The following is a 19,461-nucleotide window of genomic DNA, read 5'->3' on the forward strand; positions in this document are numbered from 1 at the left end:
TCCTATTTTTTATCCTTTAATAACATATCGCTCAATGATTTGCCTGCCGGTACCATCGGCAAAACATTTACCTCAGTTGGTATGATACATTCAATGAGTGTAGGGCCTTTTTTGAAAGCATCTGCTTTTGCAAAGGCAGCTCTTAATTCTTCGGCCTTTGTGACACGAACACCTTGTGCACCATAAGCTTCTGCTAATTTTACAAAATCTGGTACATATTCAAATTCGCCCTTGTCAATCAAATCACGTGTGACGATGGCGCTTTCATCCATCAACAGATTCGTACATGCATAGCGTTTGTCATAGAAGAGTTGTTGCCACTGACGAACATTGCCAAGATAGCCATTATTAATGACAACCAAGGTCACCGGCAAGTGATAGTGCATAGCTGTTGCAAATTCTTGAATATTCATTTGCACCCCACCATCGCCACAGATAGCAAAAACAGGCGTATGAGGATTGCCAAATTTAGCACCAATAGCGGCTGGGAATCCATAGCCCATCGTACCCAATCCTCCAGAGGTCAACAATTGATGGTTACCTTCAATTTCTAAGAATTGTGTGGTCCACAATTGGTTTTGCCCCACATCGGTTGCCACGATAGGTCGCTCATAGTGGTCATTGATATATTGAATGATGGCTTCTGGTGTTAAACCATCTTCATCAGCTTGCATAATAGGATGATCAACTTTCAATTGTTGCAATTGAGTAGGCCATTCCCCTAAATCATGAGGCTCAATGTATTCTAATAAAGCCTCAATTGCCAACTTTGCATCTGCTACGATTGGAATATCTACCTTAATATTTTTAGAAATAGATGCTGCATCTACATCGATATGTACAATTTTACAGTTTTGTGCAAAGGTGCTCAGTTTACCGGTAATGCGGTCATTAAAACGAGTGCCGATAGAAATCATAACATCGCAATCGGTAAGCGCTACATTTGGTGCATAGCCACCATGAATGCCTACATTCCCTAAGTACAATGGATGACGCGAGCTAATGGCGCCTTTACCCATCAAGGTGGTTACCACGGGAATCCCCGTTTTATCCACCAGTTGAGTCATAAGATCATTGGCACCACTAATGCTAATGCCCCCACCAAGTAAAAACAAAGGTCGTTTTGCTTTAGAAATAATAGAGCACGCCTTTTTGACTTGCCCAATATGTACGGTTGTGTTTGGCTTATATCCGCGAATATTTACCTCTGTTGGATATACCTCTGTGCCCATCGCTTTTTGAATATTCTTTGGAATATCTACTACAACAGGACCTGGACGGCCTGTGCGAGCAATGTAAAAGGCTTCTTTAAGAATTCGTCCTAAATCCTTGCGATCACGAACGGTAATGGCATATTTACAAACGTTGCGAACGATACCAACAGTGTCCACCTCTTGAAATGCATCATTGCCCATCAAAGATAAATCCACTTGTCCTGTAATACACACCATAGGCACACTATCTGAATAAGCCGTAGCAATACCTGTAACAAGATTCGTCGCACCTGGTCCAGACGTAACCATGCAAACACCGACCTTACCTGTACTACGTGCATATCCATCGGCAGCATGTGCCAAGGCTTGTTCGTGACGAGGCAAAATAACCTTCACCTGATCTTGTTTATATAACTCATCCATAATATCGATGGTAGCTGCCCCTGGATAGTTGAATAAAAACTCAACCTTCTCCTCTTGCAATGCTTTCACCACATATGCGGCACCTGAAATCATAGTCAACCTCCTATATACGTCTATAACAACCTAACGATAATATAATAGGTCTTATATCTAAAAAATTGAATATTATTATTATTTGTGATATACTTTTAAATATATCATATCTTACATAATGTGAGTATGAAATAATACCATAAATTACTAAGTTTATACATATTTCTGAAAGGACTGAATACTATGAAAGAAATTTTAGGTTTCCATTTAAATGGCTGCCCATACTGCCACAATGCATTCCGTGCTATTGAAGAATTACAAGCTGAAAACCCTGCTTATGCGGATATCAAAATCAACTGGGTTGAAGATCAAGATGCGGCTGAATTATTCAAAACACATCCATATGAATATTATCCAAATCTTTGGTTCGACCTTGATAAACAATATGAGGCTCAACCTGGTGAAAGCTACGACCAAACAAAAGCATACATCAAAGCTGTATTTGACAAAGCAATTGCATAAAGAATGTAAACTCCGTCCACTCATATGAGTTAGACGGAGTTTTTGTTTACTTAGTATGTTGTTTTCTATCCTTCCACTCAAGATACATATGCTTAATAACTTGAATTGGTGATACAAACATCATTCGTGGTCCACCATAGCGCATGATTTCTCGAATTTTTTCACGGTATATAGGTGCGTAGCAATGCGTTTTGCACACACTACAAAATGTTTTATGCGCCATATGTGGGCATACATCGATGCGATGTTGCGCATACTGCCATACCTGTTCACAATCTTTACAGAGTTTTCCTTTGGGCGTATGATGCTTGTCATGACAATAGATGCCAACAATTTGGTACATAGTTTTTAATTCTAACTTACGCTTTTCATCAACTGTCATATATGTCTCCTATTGTACAGACCACGTAACCCAAGCTACTTTATCTACCGTATAATTTGTAATTTCACCATTCACAGCTAATGGCTCAATTAGGTTTCTAATTTCTTCTTTCATCGCATCCATAGTACCCCATCCATTATTATGGAGACGCATTGTAAAGTACTCAACAGCCTTATCGAGGCTCATCACCTCAGTTTCAGGCACTGTTTTATAAGTGACTTTCACATTATGCCCCATCTCGTGAATAACGGCTAAGGATTCCTCCATTTTATCATGCCAAGGGAATGCATCTCGACCAAAGAAATGATCTGACAGCATATCAACGATTTCATCATGTCGCTCGCTGAAAGCTACCCACAAACAAGTATTTCGACTCGTGTCATGCATAGCACGAATATTGTCTACGTCATACATGACAGGGCAGAAAAAGCTATATGCAAAATCAAAGGTTTTATCCCATTTTAGTTTGATTCTTGTTTCATCAGACCAAGGAGCAATATATAGGCTCACATCTAGCCCTTCTCTATCAGCTAATTGTTTAGCCCCTCGAATCATGCCATCAGACAAATCAATGCCTGTCGCCTTATAGCCCTCTCGTGCTAAACCAAGCGCATAATCACATACGCCACAGCCCACATCAAGGACACTAGCTCCTGCGAGTGGTAATAGATTTTCTTCCTTTACAAATGAAATAAAATTAGTTACTTGGGCCTTACGATCCTCGCGGTTATGTAATTCCACAAAAAATGTAGACCGATTGTTCCACGCATCTTGTTCATCACGCCAATCCTCGAGATCTACAGATACTTCTCGTATTGTATTGTTCATTATATATCCTCTACTATGATAATTTGTATACTAAAATAAATATAGTTAACACAATATCCATATAGCCTTATTGTTCCAAAATGGGCCGGTTTAGATTATGATATGGATACTATATATTTTTATTGTATATTATTCTCAATAAATTTTGTGTTACTATAGTCACATTTTCTAATCTAATCACATTATGCTCCTTCAATGATTAGAAAACAATATAAGGCTCACGCCCTTTTTCTGCAAAAACAAAAGGACTATAACAATACGCAATATCAACGCATCAAGTTATAGTCCTTTTATGTATGATTTTATTTAGATAAATTATTTTTTATCTTCTTCCTTAGATTCTTCTGGTTCCACAGGTTTTCCAAGATCATTTTGTTTTAATACTTGTTCTTCTAATTCTTCCACGCTAGCTGGTTTTTCTGGTTGTTCAGCTGGTTCTTGTGGTTTAGGAGCGTTAGTTTTCTTATCAAATGTATCTCTAAGTTTATCAGTACCTTCTTTCGCTAAATTTTTAATAGCTTCTGGATCTGCACCGCTGAATTCAGCAAGGGCTGCTTCATTCTTAGGATCAAAGAAAGGAGCTTGTTTAAAGCCTAACATAGCTGCTACAAACACCATTGGAATTTGAGCGATAGCACTATTGTACTCTTTAACTTGGAAGTTATAGATTTCCCGTTTATTAGAAATGAAAGTTTCATTTTCACTAATCGCTTCTAAAAATTTACCATATTGAGTATCTGCTTTTAACTCTGGGAATTGATTAGCTAAAGCCGTAATATTCTGAACTGCTTTTGCTGTTTCACGAGCCATTTCCACGAAATTATCAGATACTTTCAGTTGGATATTTTTTTCATAATCACCGTATTTATCAACTAAACCGGCAAATTGATTTACAATGGCTACCTTTTTCTCGTAAGCTACGATAATATTGGCGCGCGCTTCTTTAATTTCCACAGTTAAGCTTTGTAAAGAATTATATTGCTTAATAAAGAACACTGCGAGGGCCAATATTAGTATAAATATTAATGAACTCATTTAATACTCTCTCCATTCTTATAAAACTATAATGAATAAATTTTACAATATTATACCACATCAAATATATAACTGATATGAAGTTTCATTCATGAAGTGCAAACTATAGAATACATTTTATGAACCTGTCATAAGCCGATATACTGAAGTTCCGCCATCAGTATCAACATATTCTAAGCCCTCAAAAGATTCATTATTACCTAAATCTTTATAAGCAAGTTGATTGTGAATCTTCCTTAATAACTCTACATTGGTAAAGTATTTTCCATTATCTGCAGTTAGATACACTTTAATGTCTGTTTGAAATACTCCATCAATACGACATTCTTCGTCTAAATAACTCATATCTATAACAGTTTCATTGCTTCTAAGCTGCTCAATCCCTGTAATAAAAGCTTCATAAACGATGCATACCTTACGACTATTAATAGCGATGCCATTCGGATTCCAATTAGCTTTATTATCCTCGATATAATTAATGATATCCAAGGTGAAAGCATCATTACTCACATACTCTTGATTAGAAAAAGCCCAATACACCGATGTCAGTACATCATCAGTACTAGAAGTATCCGCTAATTTCTTTTCTACTAATTTTCTGGTTTCCCTTTTAAGCAAAGGCTTTTTAATAATATAGAACACCACCATTGTAGGGATCAACATAGCCGCTAATACTGGTATCATGCGGGGCAAACTAGCCATGGTACCACCTGCTCGCCCTGCTTGCGAATGAGCAGTACTTAGATTTTGATTTGTTGTATTCGCCGTATCCGTCATATAATCTAAAAGCCATGGACTTTCAAACATACCAGCTATAATAGCAATCAGTATTAAAGTAACTACAGTAACACAGATAACGAATAATTGTTTAGCCACCTTATTACAAACCATTTCCTGCTCCGCCAAGGACAATACATCCATCTCAGGTACGCCTTTGCTCCATTTTGCGGTTCGTGCATGTGTATCCATTCATTTCTCTCCTATTAATAAATGTAAATAATACATCAAAGTTGACTTACTATAATAATTATTTCATACATTACTTATATTTATTATAATATAGAGAAGGAGGACTTAAAAGTATGGAAAAATATATGATAATCCTAATGTTTGCATTAGTCACTATTGCTGTCACATTTGCGACTTATAATCTATCTATTATTAGAGCTATGCCTCCTGAAGAACGTTATAAACTTCTTTATTTTACAGATGATCAAGTCTCTATAGGCATTGGATTAGTAAGAAGAACCTATAAATTAAAAGATATTCGAGAGGTGCGTTTCTCTAAAGGGAAAAAATTCCGCAGCATGGGTAGCTGGGCGGGGAGAATGAAGATTTGCAAAATAAATGGTAAAACAAGTCGTTGGATAGAATTCGATGGTACTGTCTATTACAAAAAAATGGTATATATATCTAACGAAGAAATTATTGATAAATCAATAGACATACTCATAAAAGAATTTAGATCTAGAGGAATTCAATGTAATAAATATAGATAGTAACATATAAAAACGGCTTCTCGAAATTTCGAGAAGCCGTTTGCTATTGGTGCGCCTAGCAGGATTCGAACCTGCGCACCCGGTTCCGGAGACCGGCGCTCTATCCCCTGAGCTATAGGCGCATGTGTACTAAAGAATTATACCATATTACAGCATGCTTCGATAGTATAAAGTATATAAGCATATAGAATGCGCCTCTAGTATTAGCTAATCATAAACTAATACTAGAGGCGTATTATACTATATATTCTTTTGAATGACCTGTAGGAGTGCATCGCAACTCCGACTTATATCATCATAGGTTTCATCAAAGTTTCCCGTATACCAAGGATCCTTTACATCACGGCTTTCACCAACAAAAGACATGGCCTTGAATACCTTAGAATCTACATCATCGCCAATAATTCGTTTTAAATTACGTCCATTGTTTTCATCCATGATAATGAGGTAATCGAAATTGTGATAGTCATCAACAGTCACTTGACGAGCCTTACGACGAGTATAAGGAATACCCATTTCATCTAATTTTTGTTTAGTCCCATAATGGGTATCATTTCCTATCTCCTCACGAGATGTGGCAGCAGATTCAACGTAAATAGAATCACTTAATCCAGCCTCATTAACAATATACTTCATATAAAACTCTGCCATTGTAGAGCGGCAGATATTGCCGTGGCAGATAAATAAAAGTCTGATCATTATATTTCCTTAAATTCTCAACTAAATAATAAAAGTAATTAATGTAAAATAGTCGTTATAATAAACTATCATATTGACGGCTCATTATGCTCTTGATATACTTAAAATGAAAGAAAAACTTTCTGTGGTTTGCATCTAGCAAACGGAATTAGTCGCCAGAAGGCGACTTTTTTTTATGGAAAGCTTTTTAAGCCTACACCTATATATCTAGGATATCCACTTAATTTAGGCAATAATAGCTCAAATGCTTGGTCCTTATTTCCATGAGCATAATATTTATAAAATGGATATACACATAAATCGGCCAATTCAAGTATCCAATAAGATTTCTTATCATCAAGACATTTACACCACTTAGGGTTAAAATATACACCTTTAATCTTTTTAAAGTCCTTAGCAGAAACATATTCAGTTCCAGAATCTATAATCTTCTTTATGAAGTCTAATAATTCTTTATCTTCATTTGCACCTCTAGATTCAAGGACTATAACACAAGTCTCGTCATCTTTAATATCAGTAACAATTCTTTCTAACACAAAGGTCATACAAAGATCATAAGGTAAATATGGATTAAAATATCGGTTGACATGTTCCCATTTATTAATATGAGAAGCATAAAGTTTAATCGGAAGTTCTCTCATCATTAAGCTTAGGTCATTTATAAAATTATTATAATTAATTAACTGAGGATTAAATGCACCTTTTTTACCTCGAATTTCTCTAGAATGAAAACAAACTCGCTTGACTTCTCCTCTATACTCAAAAAGTCCATCTTCCCAGTACTTATTTTTTATCTCCATAATTATATCTTGAGAGTGCTTCAAGTTATTATTATTTATAGCACAAGCTATAATCGTAAAATGTTTTTCGCTATCGGCAGGTTCTATTCCTTGTTGTTTCGCGTTTTGAACTTGTTTCAAATTTGCATTACCACTCTCATCAATACCTATTAAGTAATTAACAGACTGAGACATATGATTAATAGTTGTTGGTCGATTTCGCCAATTAGAATTCATTTACTCCTCACTTCTAAAGATACTAATGTAAGATCAATAAGTATACTAATACAGCACTCTAAGGAAATTATTTTATTTTGATTACTTAATCATTAAAATTTGCTTTAATTGATTTGAGTCTTTTATTATAGAAAAAGCTTTCTTTGATGTATATAAAATCAACTTTATTAAAGCTCCAAAAAAATAACTATATTCACTTCGCCCTATATCATCTTCATCAAGGAGCCCATGAGCTATATCATTCCTTATATTTCCACAGGCAATCTCGATTAATAGTGATCTAAACAAGAACAAAATATCCGAGTTATAGCATTCTAGTAATTCAGCTGTTTCAAATATACTTTTTAATAATTTTACCTGACCTATACCATGATTATCAAATGTGGTAATTGACCCACCACAATTTTTTGCTAATTCTCTAAATAAGTTTTCCACCTGAGGAGCAAAAATATGCATGGCTTCATATCGTCTATCATTAAAAAATAAATATATAGCATATTTAAATATGCTCCCTCTATTCTCTGGTATTATAAGATTATCTTCTACTAAAAAATCTAACGCTTCAGGAGTAACATCAAATGTTTGTTTTATATGATTTATTAAATATTCAATACCTAAAGAATAAATTTGTGTTTCAATCAATAGTTTATGTGCCAAATGTCTATCTAACGCAAAAGAATCTGCATCTATATCAATACTAATAATTGGGTCTAACAAACAAAGTACACGCCCAGTTTTATTAACGATAGACACTGGTATCATTGATGCTAATGGAGATATTTTAAGCTCATCTTTTATCCTTTGTTTTAAACTATCTTTGCGGGGAAAATCAACCACTTTTAAAAAATAAATTATACATTCTTCTAAGGATAAGCCTTTTATGTCATTTTTAATTTCTTCTATTATTGATGTAACATTTAATTCAACCTTTAAAGGCTGTAATTGTTCAACTACTAATGGCTCGATTTGTTCTACTTTTTCATGTATAAAAATAGCCTCTTGTGTTTTCCCATTATTTCTGTATAACTCGATAGCATCTACATAGCATTTTTTAGCTATTAAAATATTATCTAATGAAGATTTAGTTAAACAATCGGCATAATTCACAAAGAAATTAGCTAAAGCAATGTTTGTTAATTTAATACTTTCGGACTGTTTTAATACTTTCAAACATTTCAATTTACTTTTATATGCATGTTCGGTCCTATATAAGTTATCTTTAGATAGCTCAATCTCCTTGTCTAAAATACCTATTAAATCTGATAATCTGTCTCTATCATATTGTATAAGTATATCTATAAAATATATTCGTTTAAAACAATCTCCGTAAGACAAAGCATCAGAAATTATAAAACTATAAATTTGATCACAACAAGACTTAGAGAAATCATCATTTTTAATTTGTGCAGCAATAAATAAAGCACGTCTTATAATTTCTATATCAAATTTAGAATCTATATTATTTTTTAATACTTTAAATAATTCATAGTAAGCATTAATAGCTATATTACTATATTCATAATCTTTTTTTTGAGTCCATATTAAATCAGCTATAAATGCTTTTACATTATTAGATAACTTATTATTAATTTTCTTTAAAAGATTAAAATCCTCATCACTCAAGTCATCTATATAAAAGCTTCTTGAGCCATCCTCGTATAAAAAAAGAGGATTATAAATTATGTTTCCTTCATTAAACCTAAAACCTATCTCTGAAATTCTAGCTAATAAATTAAATATATCCTTATCTAAATTCTGAGAGAAATCTGATTCATTATATTTAATAAAAAGTTCGTAATCTAGACCATACTCTGTATTATTATACTGACCCAAAAAACTATATATATCCATAATCCAGCCCCCAAACAAAAAATAATATATATTTATTGTAACAAACTTCTTGGATTATAGCTTTCACAAAAATCTTTTATTAATCCGATAAGAACAAAAAACTCTGTAGTACCTTACTTTTGGCTACTACAGAGTTTTAATATATTTAATTAGAAATTATGTCGTACCCCCGCATCGATACGCCATGTATTATCTATAGTAGCACCAAAGTTTTTCGTAAATGTGCCATATAGGTATGTACTAGGGCGAACGCTCCAGGAGCCGCCTATTTCCGCATCAAGCCATGTATCTTTCAAATCTAGTTCAGTTTTTACTGTTGGATTACCTGGTGCAGAATAGGTTGTATTCATCTTACCAGAAAATTCATGAGCCAATGCAAGTTTTGCAAAGATATTAGATTTTTCTGTTTCTTTACCAATGCCAAAACCTAATCTACCCACGGCGGAGTTAATGCCGTCTGCATTCACATGCATGGATCCACCACCAGCAATATTCGCATCATAAGAAACGCCATTCAAACGACCTACGATGAATTCTACGCTAGGGTCGATGTAGAAGCCATTTTGTTTCTTAATGCGCTTACCGTATTCGGCGCTCAAGGATGTACCAAATGTGTGGTAATCACCGTTCACACGTTGTCCACCTACCGAATAAAGTTTGTAATTATTGGACAAACGGTTTCCACGAGCGATAATGTCTAGGTAACGACCATCATCATGTTGTTTTGTGCCATATAGCGCAATGCCACCAATTTTACCATCACCACTGCCAACGGCGTAGGAATTGCTAGATGTACTGTAATCTAGGGCACCACCAAAGATCCAGCCATTCGATACCTTATGGTCATAACCAACTTGAACGCCATTATAGGTCATGCGAGCATCAGCACCATCTGTAATCTTTGATTTACCACCAATATATTTAGCCCATACACCTTGATCTGTATTAGCTAAACGAAGGTCACCTAAACGACGTTGTAAATCATTTGTATTATTACGCCATGCCATAGCCGTAGATGCAAGAGCGGATTTTGTACCACTTACCAACGAAGATTCACCATTATGTTTAACAGTCGCCGTATTACCTACAACAAGATTACCTTGTGCATCAAATGCATCTGTACCAAGTTCTGCAACAGCTGCAGGGCGTGTAATTCCTTCATTAATTTGAACTGCGGTAGCTAGTTTCTTATCATTTCCAGTATATTGCAATTTATTTGCCAATGCTTGCATTTCCGTACGGTAACTTGCATCATCAGTTAGATTTTTTGCACTATCCCCTTGCACCATTACATGGCTATTGTCAGCTGCATGTTGGATAATGATTTGCCCCTTACCGTCTTCACTAGCTGGTACACCAGCCTTATAATCGGCATTCACAAAGCCGCTATAATTTTGAATGGTAATTGGACGTGCATCGATAGGGTGGATAATACCTGCTGCAGTTGGATTTGCTCCACCTACGAGATTACGTACTTTACTCCCCTTATATAGGTACGCCGCATTATCCCCAGAAGGACGTTCTTTTTTAGGAGTAGGACGTTCCATACCAATCCATTCATTATTCCAAGTAGCCCCATTTTGTAGATAAATATCGGCACCAGAATTATGTGGATTTTTATTGCTTTCAGCATATTCATTCAAAACAGCACCACTAAGGCTAGAGTTAGGTGTTGTGAAAGCCAGTGCTATATTAGTTGGTTCAACATTATGATTTGGATCACGGCCATAGTCCTTGTTGATAAGGCCCACATTACCAACAGCAACTAGGTCCTTAGTACCTGGATGTTTGCCATCAGCGCCTGCATTAACATATACATTCCCTTCTTCTGCTACTACAGAATAGGTATCAGATGTTTCTACAGGATGCGTGATAATCTTACCGCCTCCATCAACAAGGATATGACCTCGTTGATTGACTTGTAAACCAGAGCCGATAGCATCAATATCTACATTGCCTTTAACGTGAATATTAGTATCTCCAAAATCTCGGTCCGGATTATCCTTGCTAAGACGTGGTACCTTACCGCCGTAACCAGCATAAACAGCACTCATATAATAATGGCCCAATTCTCGTTTAGAAGCAGGCGCGTCATTTTTAAGACGAACCACTAAATCCTTATCTACCGTTAACTGGGATCCAAATCCATTATAGATACCTGTTACATTTTTACTTTTACCTGCATCGGTCAAGCTTTTACCATGTACATTAACCGTTAACGTATCCGTAATATGTTTAACTTCAGGTGCTGTTTGTACAGGTGAGCCCATTGTTAAACCGAGCAGTTCTTCTGCTTTATCACTAGACACATTGATTTCAGTAGCCGATGCAGAATAGGACATTCCAGTTAATACTAATACAGCCATCACTGCTGCTATATGACGAGGTAGTTTCATAAAAATCTCTCTTCTTTCTTATCTATAAACACGGTTCTCTCACGAAACGCGTTCAAACTATTATACACAAAAACCTAGAAAGACCCCCTAAGTCCAACTTAGGAGGTCTTTTTTATTCACATACACTGTGAATTTATAACTCAATGATTATTCAGGATCAATAATGAAGGACAATGCGCTGAAGTATTTATTTTGTTCGCCTTTAGTTTGAGTTGGGAAGCCTACTTCAACACCTACTACGTTAAGGCCGTTAGCACTTACTGTAACAGTTGCTTTACCGTTTGCATCAGCTTGGCTTTCATTAGTAAGGTCGTTGATTACGTCCTTAATAAGTGGAGCGTTAGCATATGGTTTGCCATCTTTTAATACTTGGATTTCATAAGTATCACCTTTTCTGAGGGTCAACGGGTTAACAGAAGGGATAATTTGAATGAAAGCAGTTTTGTTATTGAAAGGTTTTGCATCAGCGTTCCAGTAGTGAACATCATATTTAATAGCATGTGTACTTTTTATAGCGCCTGGAACTTCTGTAATTGGTTTATGTACAGTTTTGCCATCTTTATCTTTAGTCCAATAACCATAGTCAAAGTCAGTTACTGTAATACCCAATTTATCATTTGGTACAACTACTACATTTTTTTCATGTTTAATAACTTGTACAGGAATTACCATGCCATTGTTATCTAAACCAATGATGCTTTTTACCATTTCTGGGCTATAAGCATCATCTACAGGGCCTTCGCCAAGTACTAGCGCTTTTTCATCTAAACGGTTAGCAAAGAACACGCCATGTGCATCAACAGAAGAGCATACACAGCCTGCAGCTAAACCTACAGCAAATAAGGATGCTAATAATTTCTTATTCATAAGAACCTCCATAATCAATAATTTATATCAACAAACTTGACATTATTATACAGCGTTCTAGATGATTCGTATATACCGATACCCCTATAACCACGAGTATTATGCGAATTTTATATATTCGGCTATTACTATATCAATCATACATAACTGATAATTTTATCATCTTATTTTCATATGGATATAATAAATAGGAATATCTTATGTAGAATTTATATGTATATATACATAACAAAAACGACGCCCTACTTAAGAGCGTCGTCATATTTATCTTGTATACATATTATTTTTTATTTTTTGCAGCTTTCGCACGTGCAGTACGATCAAGGATTGTTTTACGCATACGAATACTTTCAGGTGTTACTTCAACGAGTTCATCGTCATTGATCCACTCAAGAGCTTGCTCCAAGGAGAAGATACGAGGTGGAGTCAAGCGAACTGCTTCGTCAGAGGAGCTAGAACGCATGTTAGTAACGTGTTTTTTCTTACATGGATTAACATCCATATCAAGTTCACGAGTGTTTTCACCGATAACTTGACCTGCATACACATCTTGGTTAGGACCAACGAACAATGTACCACGGTCTTGAACAGAGTTCAAACCATATGGAGTAGTTTCGCCATTTTCAAAGGCTACCAAGGCACCGCGCGTACGGGAAGGAATTTCCCCTTTGTATGGTGCATAGCCATGGAATACATGGTTCATGATACCATTACCTTTTGTAGCTGTTAAGAATTGTGCGCGGAAACCGATCAAACCACGAGCTGGAATTACGAATTCCATACGAAGGTAACCAGCTAATTCAACCATGTTAGTCAATTCAGCTTTACGTTGACCAAGGTTTTCCATTACTGTACCCATGAATTCTTGTGGTACGTCGATAGTCAATGCTTCCAATGGTTCACACAATTTATCGTTAATAGTTTTAAAGATTACGCGAGGTTTACCTACTTGTAATTCATAACCTTCACGACGCATTGTTTCAATCAACACCGCCAAGTGCAATTCTCCACGACCAGATACTTTGAAAGCATCTGCAGAATCAGTTTCTTCTACACGCATAGAAACGTTAGTTTCTACTTCACGGAACAAACGATCACGCAAGTGACGAGATGTAACGAATTCACCTTCGCGACCAGCAAATGGAGAGTTATTTACAGAAAATACCATGGACAATGTTGGTTCATCAATCGAGATAGATGGCAATGCTTCAGGATTTTCAGCATCCGCTACTGTTTCGCCGATATTGATATCGTCGATACCAGCAAAAGCGATAATATCGCCCATTTCAGCTTCCTCAGTTTCAACGCGGTTTAAACCATTGTATGTGTATACGCGACCAATTTTCGCTTTACGAGTGCTTTCACCAGTCATGATAGCTACTTGTTGGTTAGGTTTCATTTTACCGCGAACGATACGACCTACAGCGATTTTACCGATAAAGTTATCGTAATCAAGTGTAGTGATCATGAATTGAAGAGGACCTTCCATATCACCTTGTGGTGCAGGAATTTCGTCAATCAATGTTTGGAACAATGGTTCCATGTTCACCGCTTCATCATCCCAGTTAGTTTTAGCCACACCAGCACGAGCAGATGCGTATACTACAGGGAAATCGAGTTGGTCATCATCAGCTTCAAGTTCCATGAACAATTCAAGAACTTCGTCTTCAACCTCTTTAACACGTTGGTCAGGACGGTCAATTTTGTTGATAACAACGATTGGTTTCAATTTTTGTTCTAATGCTTTACGCAAAACATATTTAGTTTGAGGCATAGGACCTTCGTAAGCGTCTACGAGAAGCAATACGCCGTCAACCATGTTAAGTACACGTTCTACTTCACCGCCGAAGTCAGCATGGCCTGGAGTATCAACGATGTTGATTTTGATGCCATCATGCATAACTGCAGTGTTTTTAGACAAGATAGTAATACCACGTTCACGTTCCAAATCATTGGAGTCCATTACGCGTTCTGCTACCTTTTCATTTTCACGGAACACATGGCTTTGTTTTAATAATGCGTCCACCAAAGTAGTTTTACCATGGTCAACGTGGGCGATAATCGCTACATTACGAAGATTTTCGCGAATCATAAGATCCTCCCTTTAATTCCTTTAGTATATTCTATATCACATAGGACTTCTGAAAGTCGCTATGTCGGTATATTCCCAAAATTGGCAACACTTAATTATAACGCAGTCTATAGAAAAAAGTCAAAACAGACGCCTATTCTAATCATGGCAATTTCTACATTTAATTATACTTTTGAGTCATCTTATAGGCCAATCATTGTTTTTGCCACCTATTTTTTGTATTCTATAGCCCGCCTAGCAGATTGTCGCAATAATAGGATTTGTTCATTCGTTAAATGAAAACAGAATTTAGGAATCATCTTTTCTATAATCTCTTCATCAGAGGCTTTCAAAATAAATTCTGGCTGTAGTATAGGTTCCAATTCATCAAGTCCAGGATAGTCTTTCCCGATGCTCCAATCATGATTCTTATTAAACGGGCACGAGTCTTGGCAATTATCACAACCTATAATCCACTCTTCCAACATATCCTCTGTCACACCTTCTGGCAAATTACCATCACCAAAGGTATTGATAAAAGATACACAGGTTAATGGGTTCATTGTAAACGGTGCAGATAGAGATTTCGTTTTACACCCTTGCTGACATAAATCGCAAGTATCTGGACATGGTGGTATCTCTAGATTCTGAATATACTCACAAGACTTATCTATTAAATAGGCTACCAATTCATAATTAGAACCTTTAGGACCATAAAAGAAATTATTTTTCCTATAAATCCCAAGTCCCGCGGCTACAGAAGCGGGACGCAGAGGAACAACGCCAGCGGGCTTGGCTGTTTCACCGCCAATAAATTGGATATTCTTACTACGCAACCACCTTTCGAAAGATCGTCTTCGTTTAGCCTCAACACCATCAGGGGTATTAGCCAACGACAATAATAACCCTTTTGCATATCGCTTCTGGAGCGAAACAGGAAACTTATAATTTCCAAAATACTCGGTACAAACTACTATGGATTGTGCCCAAGGATAATTATCTTTTAATGCTAGAAAGTCTTTACTATGAGCATATACATCTTCACTTTCAGGTACATCTTCTAAACGCTTCGTCAACCGATCTTTATAAAAATCAAGTGCATCAAGAGACACTATACCACAACTATCATAGCCACATGCTAGCGCTTTATCATGAATCTCCTGGGCCAACAAAGTATTCATATCATCGCCTCCTAAACATAGATTAACTATATAGTTATCATACTCTTTTACAGACTATAAAAAAAGATTTCTTATGAATTCATCATACCTAAAAAAGGATAACGGTTCATAAGAAATCTTGTATGAGTATTTAGTTTGTATTAATCTTCGCCAATCATACGTACTTCTGGTTCAAGATGCACACCATGTTGGTCATATACGCGACGTTGTACTTCAGCAATTAAATCAAGTACATCCTTCGCACTAGCACTGCCTGTATTGATAACAAAGCCAGCATGCTTATGAGATACTTGCGCATCTCCTACAGATAATCCTTTGAGGCCCGTTTGTTCAATTAACGTCCCTGCAAAATACCCTGGTGGGCGTTTAAAGGTAGAACCAGCACTAGCATATTCCAAAGGCTGTTTAGATTCGCGCTTTTCAGTAAGCTCATCCATACGTGCCTTGATAGCATTTTTATCGCCTGGTTTAAGCGTCATAATGACTTCACCAATAACCTCATGATTATCATGGAATACACTATGACGATACCCAAAATCTAAATGCGATGCATCGTATTCTTTGATATTGCCTTGAAAATCTACAGCTCGTACCGCAGTGACTACATGGCTCATTTCCCCATCATAAGCGCCGGCATTCATAAATACGGCACCCCCTAATGTGCCAGGAATACCAACAGCAAATTCAAGACCAGTCAATCCGTTTTCCCATGCAAATTCAGATGCATCCTTTAACATATACCCCGATCCGATACACAATGTATTATCATTGCAATCCATAACTTGAGTCATATGTCGAACCGATACAACAGCACCACGAATACCACCATCTTTTACTAAAATATTAGAGCCGCAGCCGATTATGGTAACAGGCACTTGAAATTCATGGATGGTGCGAAGTACAAAGCTCAACTCAGCCATCGTGGTCGGTTCAATAAATAAATCGGCAGGACCGCCAATTTTAAATGTCGTATGATGACATAAACGTTCCTGTTCACGTACACGTGTACTTGGTAAGATTTCTAATAAAGCAGTTTGTAATGCCTTAATGTTGTGGTTGTTGTTTGTCCCCATGATCTAAAACTTTCATCCCCTCAGTGATTGGCTCGCTAATGATTTTATAAACATCATTAGACACTTGGCTCCAACGCATTTGTGCTTGCAAATAAGTAGCTGCTGCTGTATTTGCTTGAATTTGAGGCATCAACTCCTCTTGTTTTTTTTGCAATTCATCAGCTTCTGGTGCACCGGACAATCTAGCATATTCCCATTGCATTTGTTGTGCCATAAATGTGCGCACCAACGCAGTTGCTTCCGCGTCAGCTTTCACAGCCTCTTGCGCTTGCATCAACTCTTTATACTCTTCAGATTCACGCATTGCCTTTGCCAAATCATGGGCTTTATCGTAATTCATATTCATTCCTCCTCTTTCTTATACCAATTTTTGTGAAAGCCAGTTCAGCTTTCATCAACATACATAATTATTTTACTTGTGGCGTAATCCAATTGCCCACTTCTTTCAAATCCGGATAATCTAATTGACGCATTGCTTCATAAGCGATAATTGCCACAGCATTAGATAAATTCAAAGACCGTGCCTCTTCAATCATCGGGATTCGAATGCAAGTGTCATCCTTACCGTCTAATAAACTTTCAGGTAAACCACGTGACTCAGGTCCAAACACGAGCATATCTCCAATTTCGTAATTCACCTCAGAATGCGTGTGTTTTGCCTTAGTCGTAGCATAAAAATAACGACGATTAGGATATTTTGCATATAGTTCTTCTATATTTTCATGAACCTGCACATCTACCAAATGCCAATAATCAAGGCCTGCCCGTTTAACGTGCTTATCGTCAATGGAAAAGCCCAATGGTTTGATTAAATGCAAGGTCATATGGTTTGCCGCACAAAGGCGTGCAATATTACCGGTATTACCAGGAATCTCCGGTTCGTATAATACAATTTCCATACTATTCCCTCTATTCTTATGTCTATATTATTCTACCTAATCTATAGTGTGTATTCAAGTAGTGAATTCTATTTTTCCTAGGTAGGACAAACATAGTGCCACCCTAACGTTCTCATTTACTGCTACTACGAATAAAATGTCCGCTCTTGCCACCATCTTTTTCAACAAGGTATGTAGGCCCCATAATCATGCCCTTATCGATAGCTTTACACATATCGTACACCGTGAGAAGTCCCACTTGAACCGCCGTAAGGGCCTCCATTTCGACACCCGTTTGCCCTGTGGTCTTAACCGTAGCCGTAATCTTTACCGCTTTATTATGTGTATCCGTTGTGAAAGCCGGACTTTCACCATCAATAAGATGGCAATGAACCTCTACCTTGGTGAGCATCAAAGGATGGCATAAAGGGATGAGATTACTCGTTTGTTTTGCCCCCATAATAGCAGCCAGTTGAGCCACGGACAAAACATCACCCTTTTTCATCGTTCCACTTTGGATACGATTAAAAATAGCATCATTAATGGCGATAAAACCTTCCGCCACCGCGATACGGTGCGTATGGTCCTTTTCAGATACATCCACCATCCACGCATTACCTTGTTCATCAAAATGTGTTAAATCCATATTATCCCCTTATTTCATGTATAAATGTACATCAATAGTTTTACTTTTTTCATTTCTATTATACAATATAATTAAATTAGTATATATGAGGAAGGAAGTGTCCCTATGAAAACAAAATTAACTTATTTCGGTCATGCTTGCTTTATGCTAACAAACGGTGATGTATCCATGATTTTTGACCCATTCTTAACGGGTAATACATGGGACGTAGCCAAAAAAGAAGATATTAAATGCCAATATATCTTTGTTAGTCACGGTCATGATGATCACTATGGAGATACTGATTTCATCGCCAAAGCTAACGATGCGCTTGTAATCTCTACTGCAGAGGTAGCAGGCAAAGCAGCCGAAGCAGGTTGCCGCACACACGCAATGCACCTTGGGGGCAAATATGATTTTGAATTTGGCTCCATCCGTTTAGTGCCTGCATTCCACGGCGCGGGTGTACCAGGTGGTCACGCAGCAGGTTGCCTCATTAATTTCTTTGGTGACATCCTTTACTTTGCTGGCGACACAGCACTCTTTAGCGACATGAAACTATTGAGCCGCTTTGGTGATATCGACTATGCACTTCTCCCTATCGGTGACAATTACACAATGGGCGTTGAAGATGCAGCCCTTGCAGCTAGCTATGTAAAAGCTCGTATCTCTATCCCAATCCACTACAAAACATGGCCTGTCATCGACCGCGAACCAGCTGTATTCACAAGCCTAGTAGAAGGCAAATACAACCAAACTGCGGTTATTATTGATCCAGGTTCTTCTATTGAATTAAATAGCTAAGCAAGTATAAAACACAAGGAGACATTTACTTCCGAGATCTTTCACCGGCTTTTTCTTCGCCCCT

The 19,461-nt window shown here is 37.0% G+C and carries 19 protein-coding genes and 1 tRNA gene; 3 read left to right on the forward strand and 17 right to left on the reverse strand.

All coding sequences use genetic code 11. The features are described from left to right. Positions 1 to 2 precede the first annotated feature (2 nt). Positions 3 to 1,730 (reverse strand): biosynthetic-type acetolactate synthase large subunit, encoded by a 1,728-nt coding sequence (gene ilvB, locus VEI_RS06940; protein WP_059363667.1) that lies wholly within the window; start codon positions 1,728 to 1,730, stop codon positions 3 to 5. A 183-nt stretch (positions 1,731 to 1,913) separates the two neighbouring features. Between ilvB and VEI_RS06945 the strand changes: the two genes are divergently transcribed. Next, positions 1,914 to 2,192 carry a thioredoxin domain-containing protein gene (locus VEI_RS06945; protein ID WP_059363669.1) on the forward strand — a complete coding sequence of 93 codons (279 nt, stop codon included), beginning with the start codon at positions 1,914 to 1,916 and terminating at the stop codon, positions 2,190 to 2,192. 46 nt (positions 2,193 to 2,238) lie between these two features. On the opposite strand, the gene VEI_RS06950 is transcribed toward VEI_RS06945, so the two are convergent. The 4 genes from VEI_RS06950 to VEI_RS06965 form a co-directional block, all read right to left on the reverse strand. Then, complete coding sequence (locus VEI_RS06950) at positions 2,239 to 2,574, reverse strand: nitrous oxide-stimulated promoter family protein (protein WP_059363671.1); 336 nt, start codon at positions 2,572 to 2,574, stop codon at positions 2,239 to 2,241. Between the two features lie 9 nt (positions 2,575 to 2,583). Next, positions 2,584 to 3,402, reverse strand: a complete 819-nt coding sequence (locus tag VEI_RS06955; RefSeq protein ID WP_059363673.1) for a class I SAM-dependent methyltransferase — start codon at positions 3,400 to 3,402, stop codon at positions 2,584 to 2,586. A 315-nt stretch (positions 3,403 to 3,717) separates the two neighbouring features. Beyond that, complete coding sequence (locus VEI_RS06960; RefSeq protein ID WP_059363679.1) at positions 3,718 to 4,437, reverse strand: LemA family protein; 720 nt, start codon at positions 4,435 to 4,437, stop codon at positions 3,718 to 3,720. Positions 4,438 to 4,554: 117 nt separating this feature from the next. After that, entirely contained in the window at positions 4,555 to 5,406 is an 852-nt protein-coding gene (locus tag VEI_RS06965) for a hypothetical protein (RefSeq protein WP_059363685.1), read from the reverse strand. Positions 5,407 to 5,519: 113 nt separating this feature from the next. Between VEI_RS06965 and VEI_RS06970 the strand changes: the two genes are divergently transcribed. After that, entirely contained in the window at positions 5,520 to 5,936 is a 417-nt protein-coding gene (locus VEI_RS06970) for a hypothetical protein (protein WP_059363688.1), read from the forward strand. Positions 5,937 to 5,983: 47 nt separating this feature from the next. Here VEI_RS06970 and VEI_RS06975 read toward each other — a convergent pair. From VEI_RS06975 to moaC, 12 genes are all read right to left on the reverse strand, one after another. Beyond that, positions 5,984 to 6,058, reverse strand: a tRNA-Arg gene (locus VEI_RS06975). A gap of 118 nt (positions 6,059 to 6,176) precedes the next feature. Then, positions 6,177 to 6,635, reverse strand: coding sequence for a low molecular weight protein-tyrosine-phosphatase (locus tag VEI_RS06980; RefSeq protein WP_059363695.1), 459 nt, complete (start codon positions 6,633 to 6,635; stop codon positions 6,177 to 6,179). Positions 6,636 to 6,808: 173 nt separating this feature from the next. Further along, positions 6,809 to 7,651: a DUF3800 domain-containing protein gene (locus tag VEI_RS06985; RefSeq protein ID WP_059363700.1), complete on the reverse strand. Its 843-nt coding sequence runs from the start codon at positions 7,649 to 7,651 to the stop codon at positions 6,809 to 6,811. Positions 7,652 to 7,732: 81 nt separating this feature from the next. Continuing rightward, entirely contained in the window at positions 7,733 to 9,502 is a 1,770-nt protein-coding gene (locus VEI_RS06990; RefSeq protein WP_059363702.1) for a DUF4209 domain-containing protein, read from the reverse strand. A gap of 149 nt (positions 9,503 to 9,651) precedes the next feature. After that, complete coding sequence (locus VEI_RS06995) at positions 9,652 to 11,898, reverse strand: autotransporter family protein (RefSeq protein ID WP_059363703.1); 2,247 nt, start codon at positions 11,896 to 11,898, stop codon at positions 9,652 to 9,654. Positions 11,899 to 12,045: 147 nt separating this feature from the next. After that, a complete protein-coding gene (locus VEI_RS07000; RefSeq protein ID WP_059363705.1) occupies positions 12,046 to 12,765 on the reverse strand; it encodes a DUF4198 domain-containing protein in 720 nt (239 codons plus the stop codon). 280 nt (positions 12,766 to 13,045) lie between these two features. Next, positions 13,046 to 14,857 (reverse strand): translational GTPase TypA, encoded by a 1,812-nt coding sequence (gene typA, locus VEI_RS07005; RefSeq protein ID WP_059363707.1) that lies wholly within the window; start codon positions 14,855 to 14,857, stop codon positions 13,046 to 13,048. A gap of 209 nt (positions 14,858 to 15,066) precedes the next feature. Then, on the reverse strand, positions 15,067 to 16,017 hold the full coding sequence (locus VEI_RS07010; protein ID WP_059363709.1) for an epoxyqueuosine reductase: 951 nt from the start codon (positions 16,015 to 16,017) through the stop codon (positions 15,067 to 15,069). A 140-nt stretch (positions 16,018 to 16,157) separates the two neighbouring features. Then, a complete protein-coding gene (gene murB / locus VEI_RS07015) occupies positions 16,158 to 17,090 on the reverse strand; it encodes a UDP-N-acetylmuramate dehydrogenase (protein WP_059363711.1) in 933 nt (310 codons plus the stop codon). Then, on the reverse strand, positions 17,062 to 17,430 hold the full coding sequence (locus VEI_RS07020; RefSeq protein WP_059363713.1) for a YlbF family regulator: 369 nt from the start codon (positions 17,428 to 17,430) through the stop codon (positions 17,062 to 17,064). Before VEI_RS07020 ends, murB begins: the two co-directional genes overlap by 29 nt. 67 nt (positions 17,431 to 17,497) lie before the next feature. Continuing rightward, positions 17,498 to 17,989: a tRNA (uridine(34)/cytosine(34)/5-carboxymethylaminomethyluridine(34)-2'-O)-methyltransferase TrmL gene (trmL, locus tag VEI_RS07025; RefSeq protein WP_059363715.1), complete on the reverse strand. Its 492-nt coding sequence runs from the start codon at positions 17,987 to 17,989 to the stop codon at positions 17,498 to 17,500. 112 nt (positions 17,990 to 18,101) lie between these two features. Then, on the reverse strand, positions 18,102 to 18,614 hold the full coding sequence (gene moaC, locus VEI_RS07030) for a cyclic pyranopterin monophosphate synthase MoaC (protein ID WP_059363716.1): 513 nt from the start codon (positions 18,612 to 18,614) through the stop codon (positions 18,102 to 18,104). Positions 18,615 to 18,719: 105 nt separating this feature from the next. Here moaC and VEI_RS07035 point away from each other — a divergent pair, with 105 nt between their 5' ends. Next, positions 18,720 to 19,397, forward strand: coding sequence for a metal-dependent hydrolase (locus VEI_RS07035; RefSeq protein ID WP_059363718.1), 678 nt, complete (start codon positions 18,720 to 18,722; stop codon positions 19,395 to 19,397). Positions 19,398 to 19,461: the final 64 nt, after the last annotated feature.

Source organism: Veillonella tobetsuensis, from assembly GCF_001078375.1.
GTDB lineage: Bacteria > Bacillota > Negativicutes > Veillonellales > Veillonellaceae > Veillonella > Veillonella tobetsuensis.

Bases quoted from the DNA above. Each gene is read 5' to 3' on its own strand.
- murB (WP_059363711.1), bottom strand. From the start codon at position 17,090: ATGGGGACAAACAACAACCACAACATTAAGGCATTACAAACTGCTTTA.
- VEI_RS06995 (WP_059363703.1), bottom strand. From the start codon at position 11,898: ATGAAACTACCTCGTCATATAGCAGCAGTGATGGCTGTATTAGTATTA.
- VEI_RS07000 (WP_059363705.1), bottom strand. From the start codon at position 12,765: ATGAATAAGAAATTATTAGCATCCTTATTTGCTGTAGGTTTAGCTGCA.
- VEI_RS06970 (WP_059363688.1), top strand. From the start codon at position 5,520: ATGGAAAAATATATGATAATCCTAATGTTTGCATTAGTCACTATTGCT.
- VEI_RS06955 (WP_059363673.1), bottom strand. From the start codon at position 3,402: ATGAACAATACAATACGAGAAGTATCTGTAGATCTCGAGGATTGGCGT.
- VEI_RS06985 (WP_059363700.1), bottom strand. From the start codon at position 7,651: ATGAATTCTAATTGGCGAAATCGACCAACAACTATTAATCATATGTCT.
- VEI_RS07020 (WP_059363713.1), bottom strand. From the start codon at position 17,430: ATGAATTACGATAAAGCCCATGATTTGGCAAAGGCAATGCGTGAATCT.
- VEI_RS07035 (WP_059363718.1), top strand. From the start codon at position 18,720: ATGAAAACAAAATTAACTTATTTCGGTCATGCTTGCTTTATGCTAACA.
- VEI_RS06965 (WP_059363685.1), bottom strand. From the start codon at position 5,406: ATGGATACACATGCACGAACCGCAAAATGGAGCAAAGGCGTACCTGAG.
- VEI_RS07010 (WP_059363709.1), bottom strand. From the start codon at position 16,017: ATGAATACTTTGTTGGCCCAGGAGATTCATGATAAAGCGCTAGCATGT.
- typA (WP_059363707.1), bottom strand. From the start codon at position 14,857: ATGATTCGCGAAAATCTTCGTAATGTAGCGATTATCGCCCACGTTGAC.
- VEI_RS06990 (WP_059363702.1), bottom strand. From the start codon at position 9,502: ATGGATATATATAGTTTTTTGGGTCAGTATAATAATACAGAGTATGGT.
- VEI_RS06945 (WP_059363669.1), top strand. From the start codon at position 1,914: ATGAAAGAAATTTTAGGTTTCCATTTAAATGGCTGCCCATACTGCCAC.
- VEI_RS06950 (WP_059363671.1), bottom strand. From the start codon at position 2,574: ATGACAGTTGATGAAAAGCGTAAGTTAGAATTAAAAACTATGTACCAA.
- trmL (WP_059363715.1), bottom strand. From the start codon at position 17,989: ATGGAAATTGTATTATACGAACCGGAGATTCCTGGTAATACCGGTAAT.
- ilvB (WP_059363667.1), bottom strand. From the start codon at position 1,730: ATGATTTCAGGTGCCGCATATGTGGTGAAAGCATTGCAAGAGGAGAAG.
- moaC (WP_059363716.1), bottom strand. From the start codon at position 18,614: ATGGATTTAACACATTTTGATGAACAAGGTAATGCGTGGATGGTGGAT.
- VEI_RS06980 (WP_059363695.1), bottom strand. From the start codon at position 6,635: ATGATCAGACTTTTATTTATCTGCCACGGCAATATCTGCCGCTCTACA.
- VEI_RS06960 (WP_059363679.1), bottom strand. From the start codon at position 4,437: ATGAGTTCATTAATATTTATACTAATATTGGCCCTCGCAGTGTTCTTT.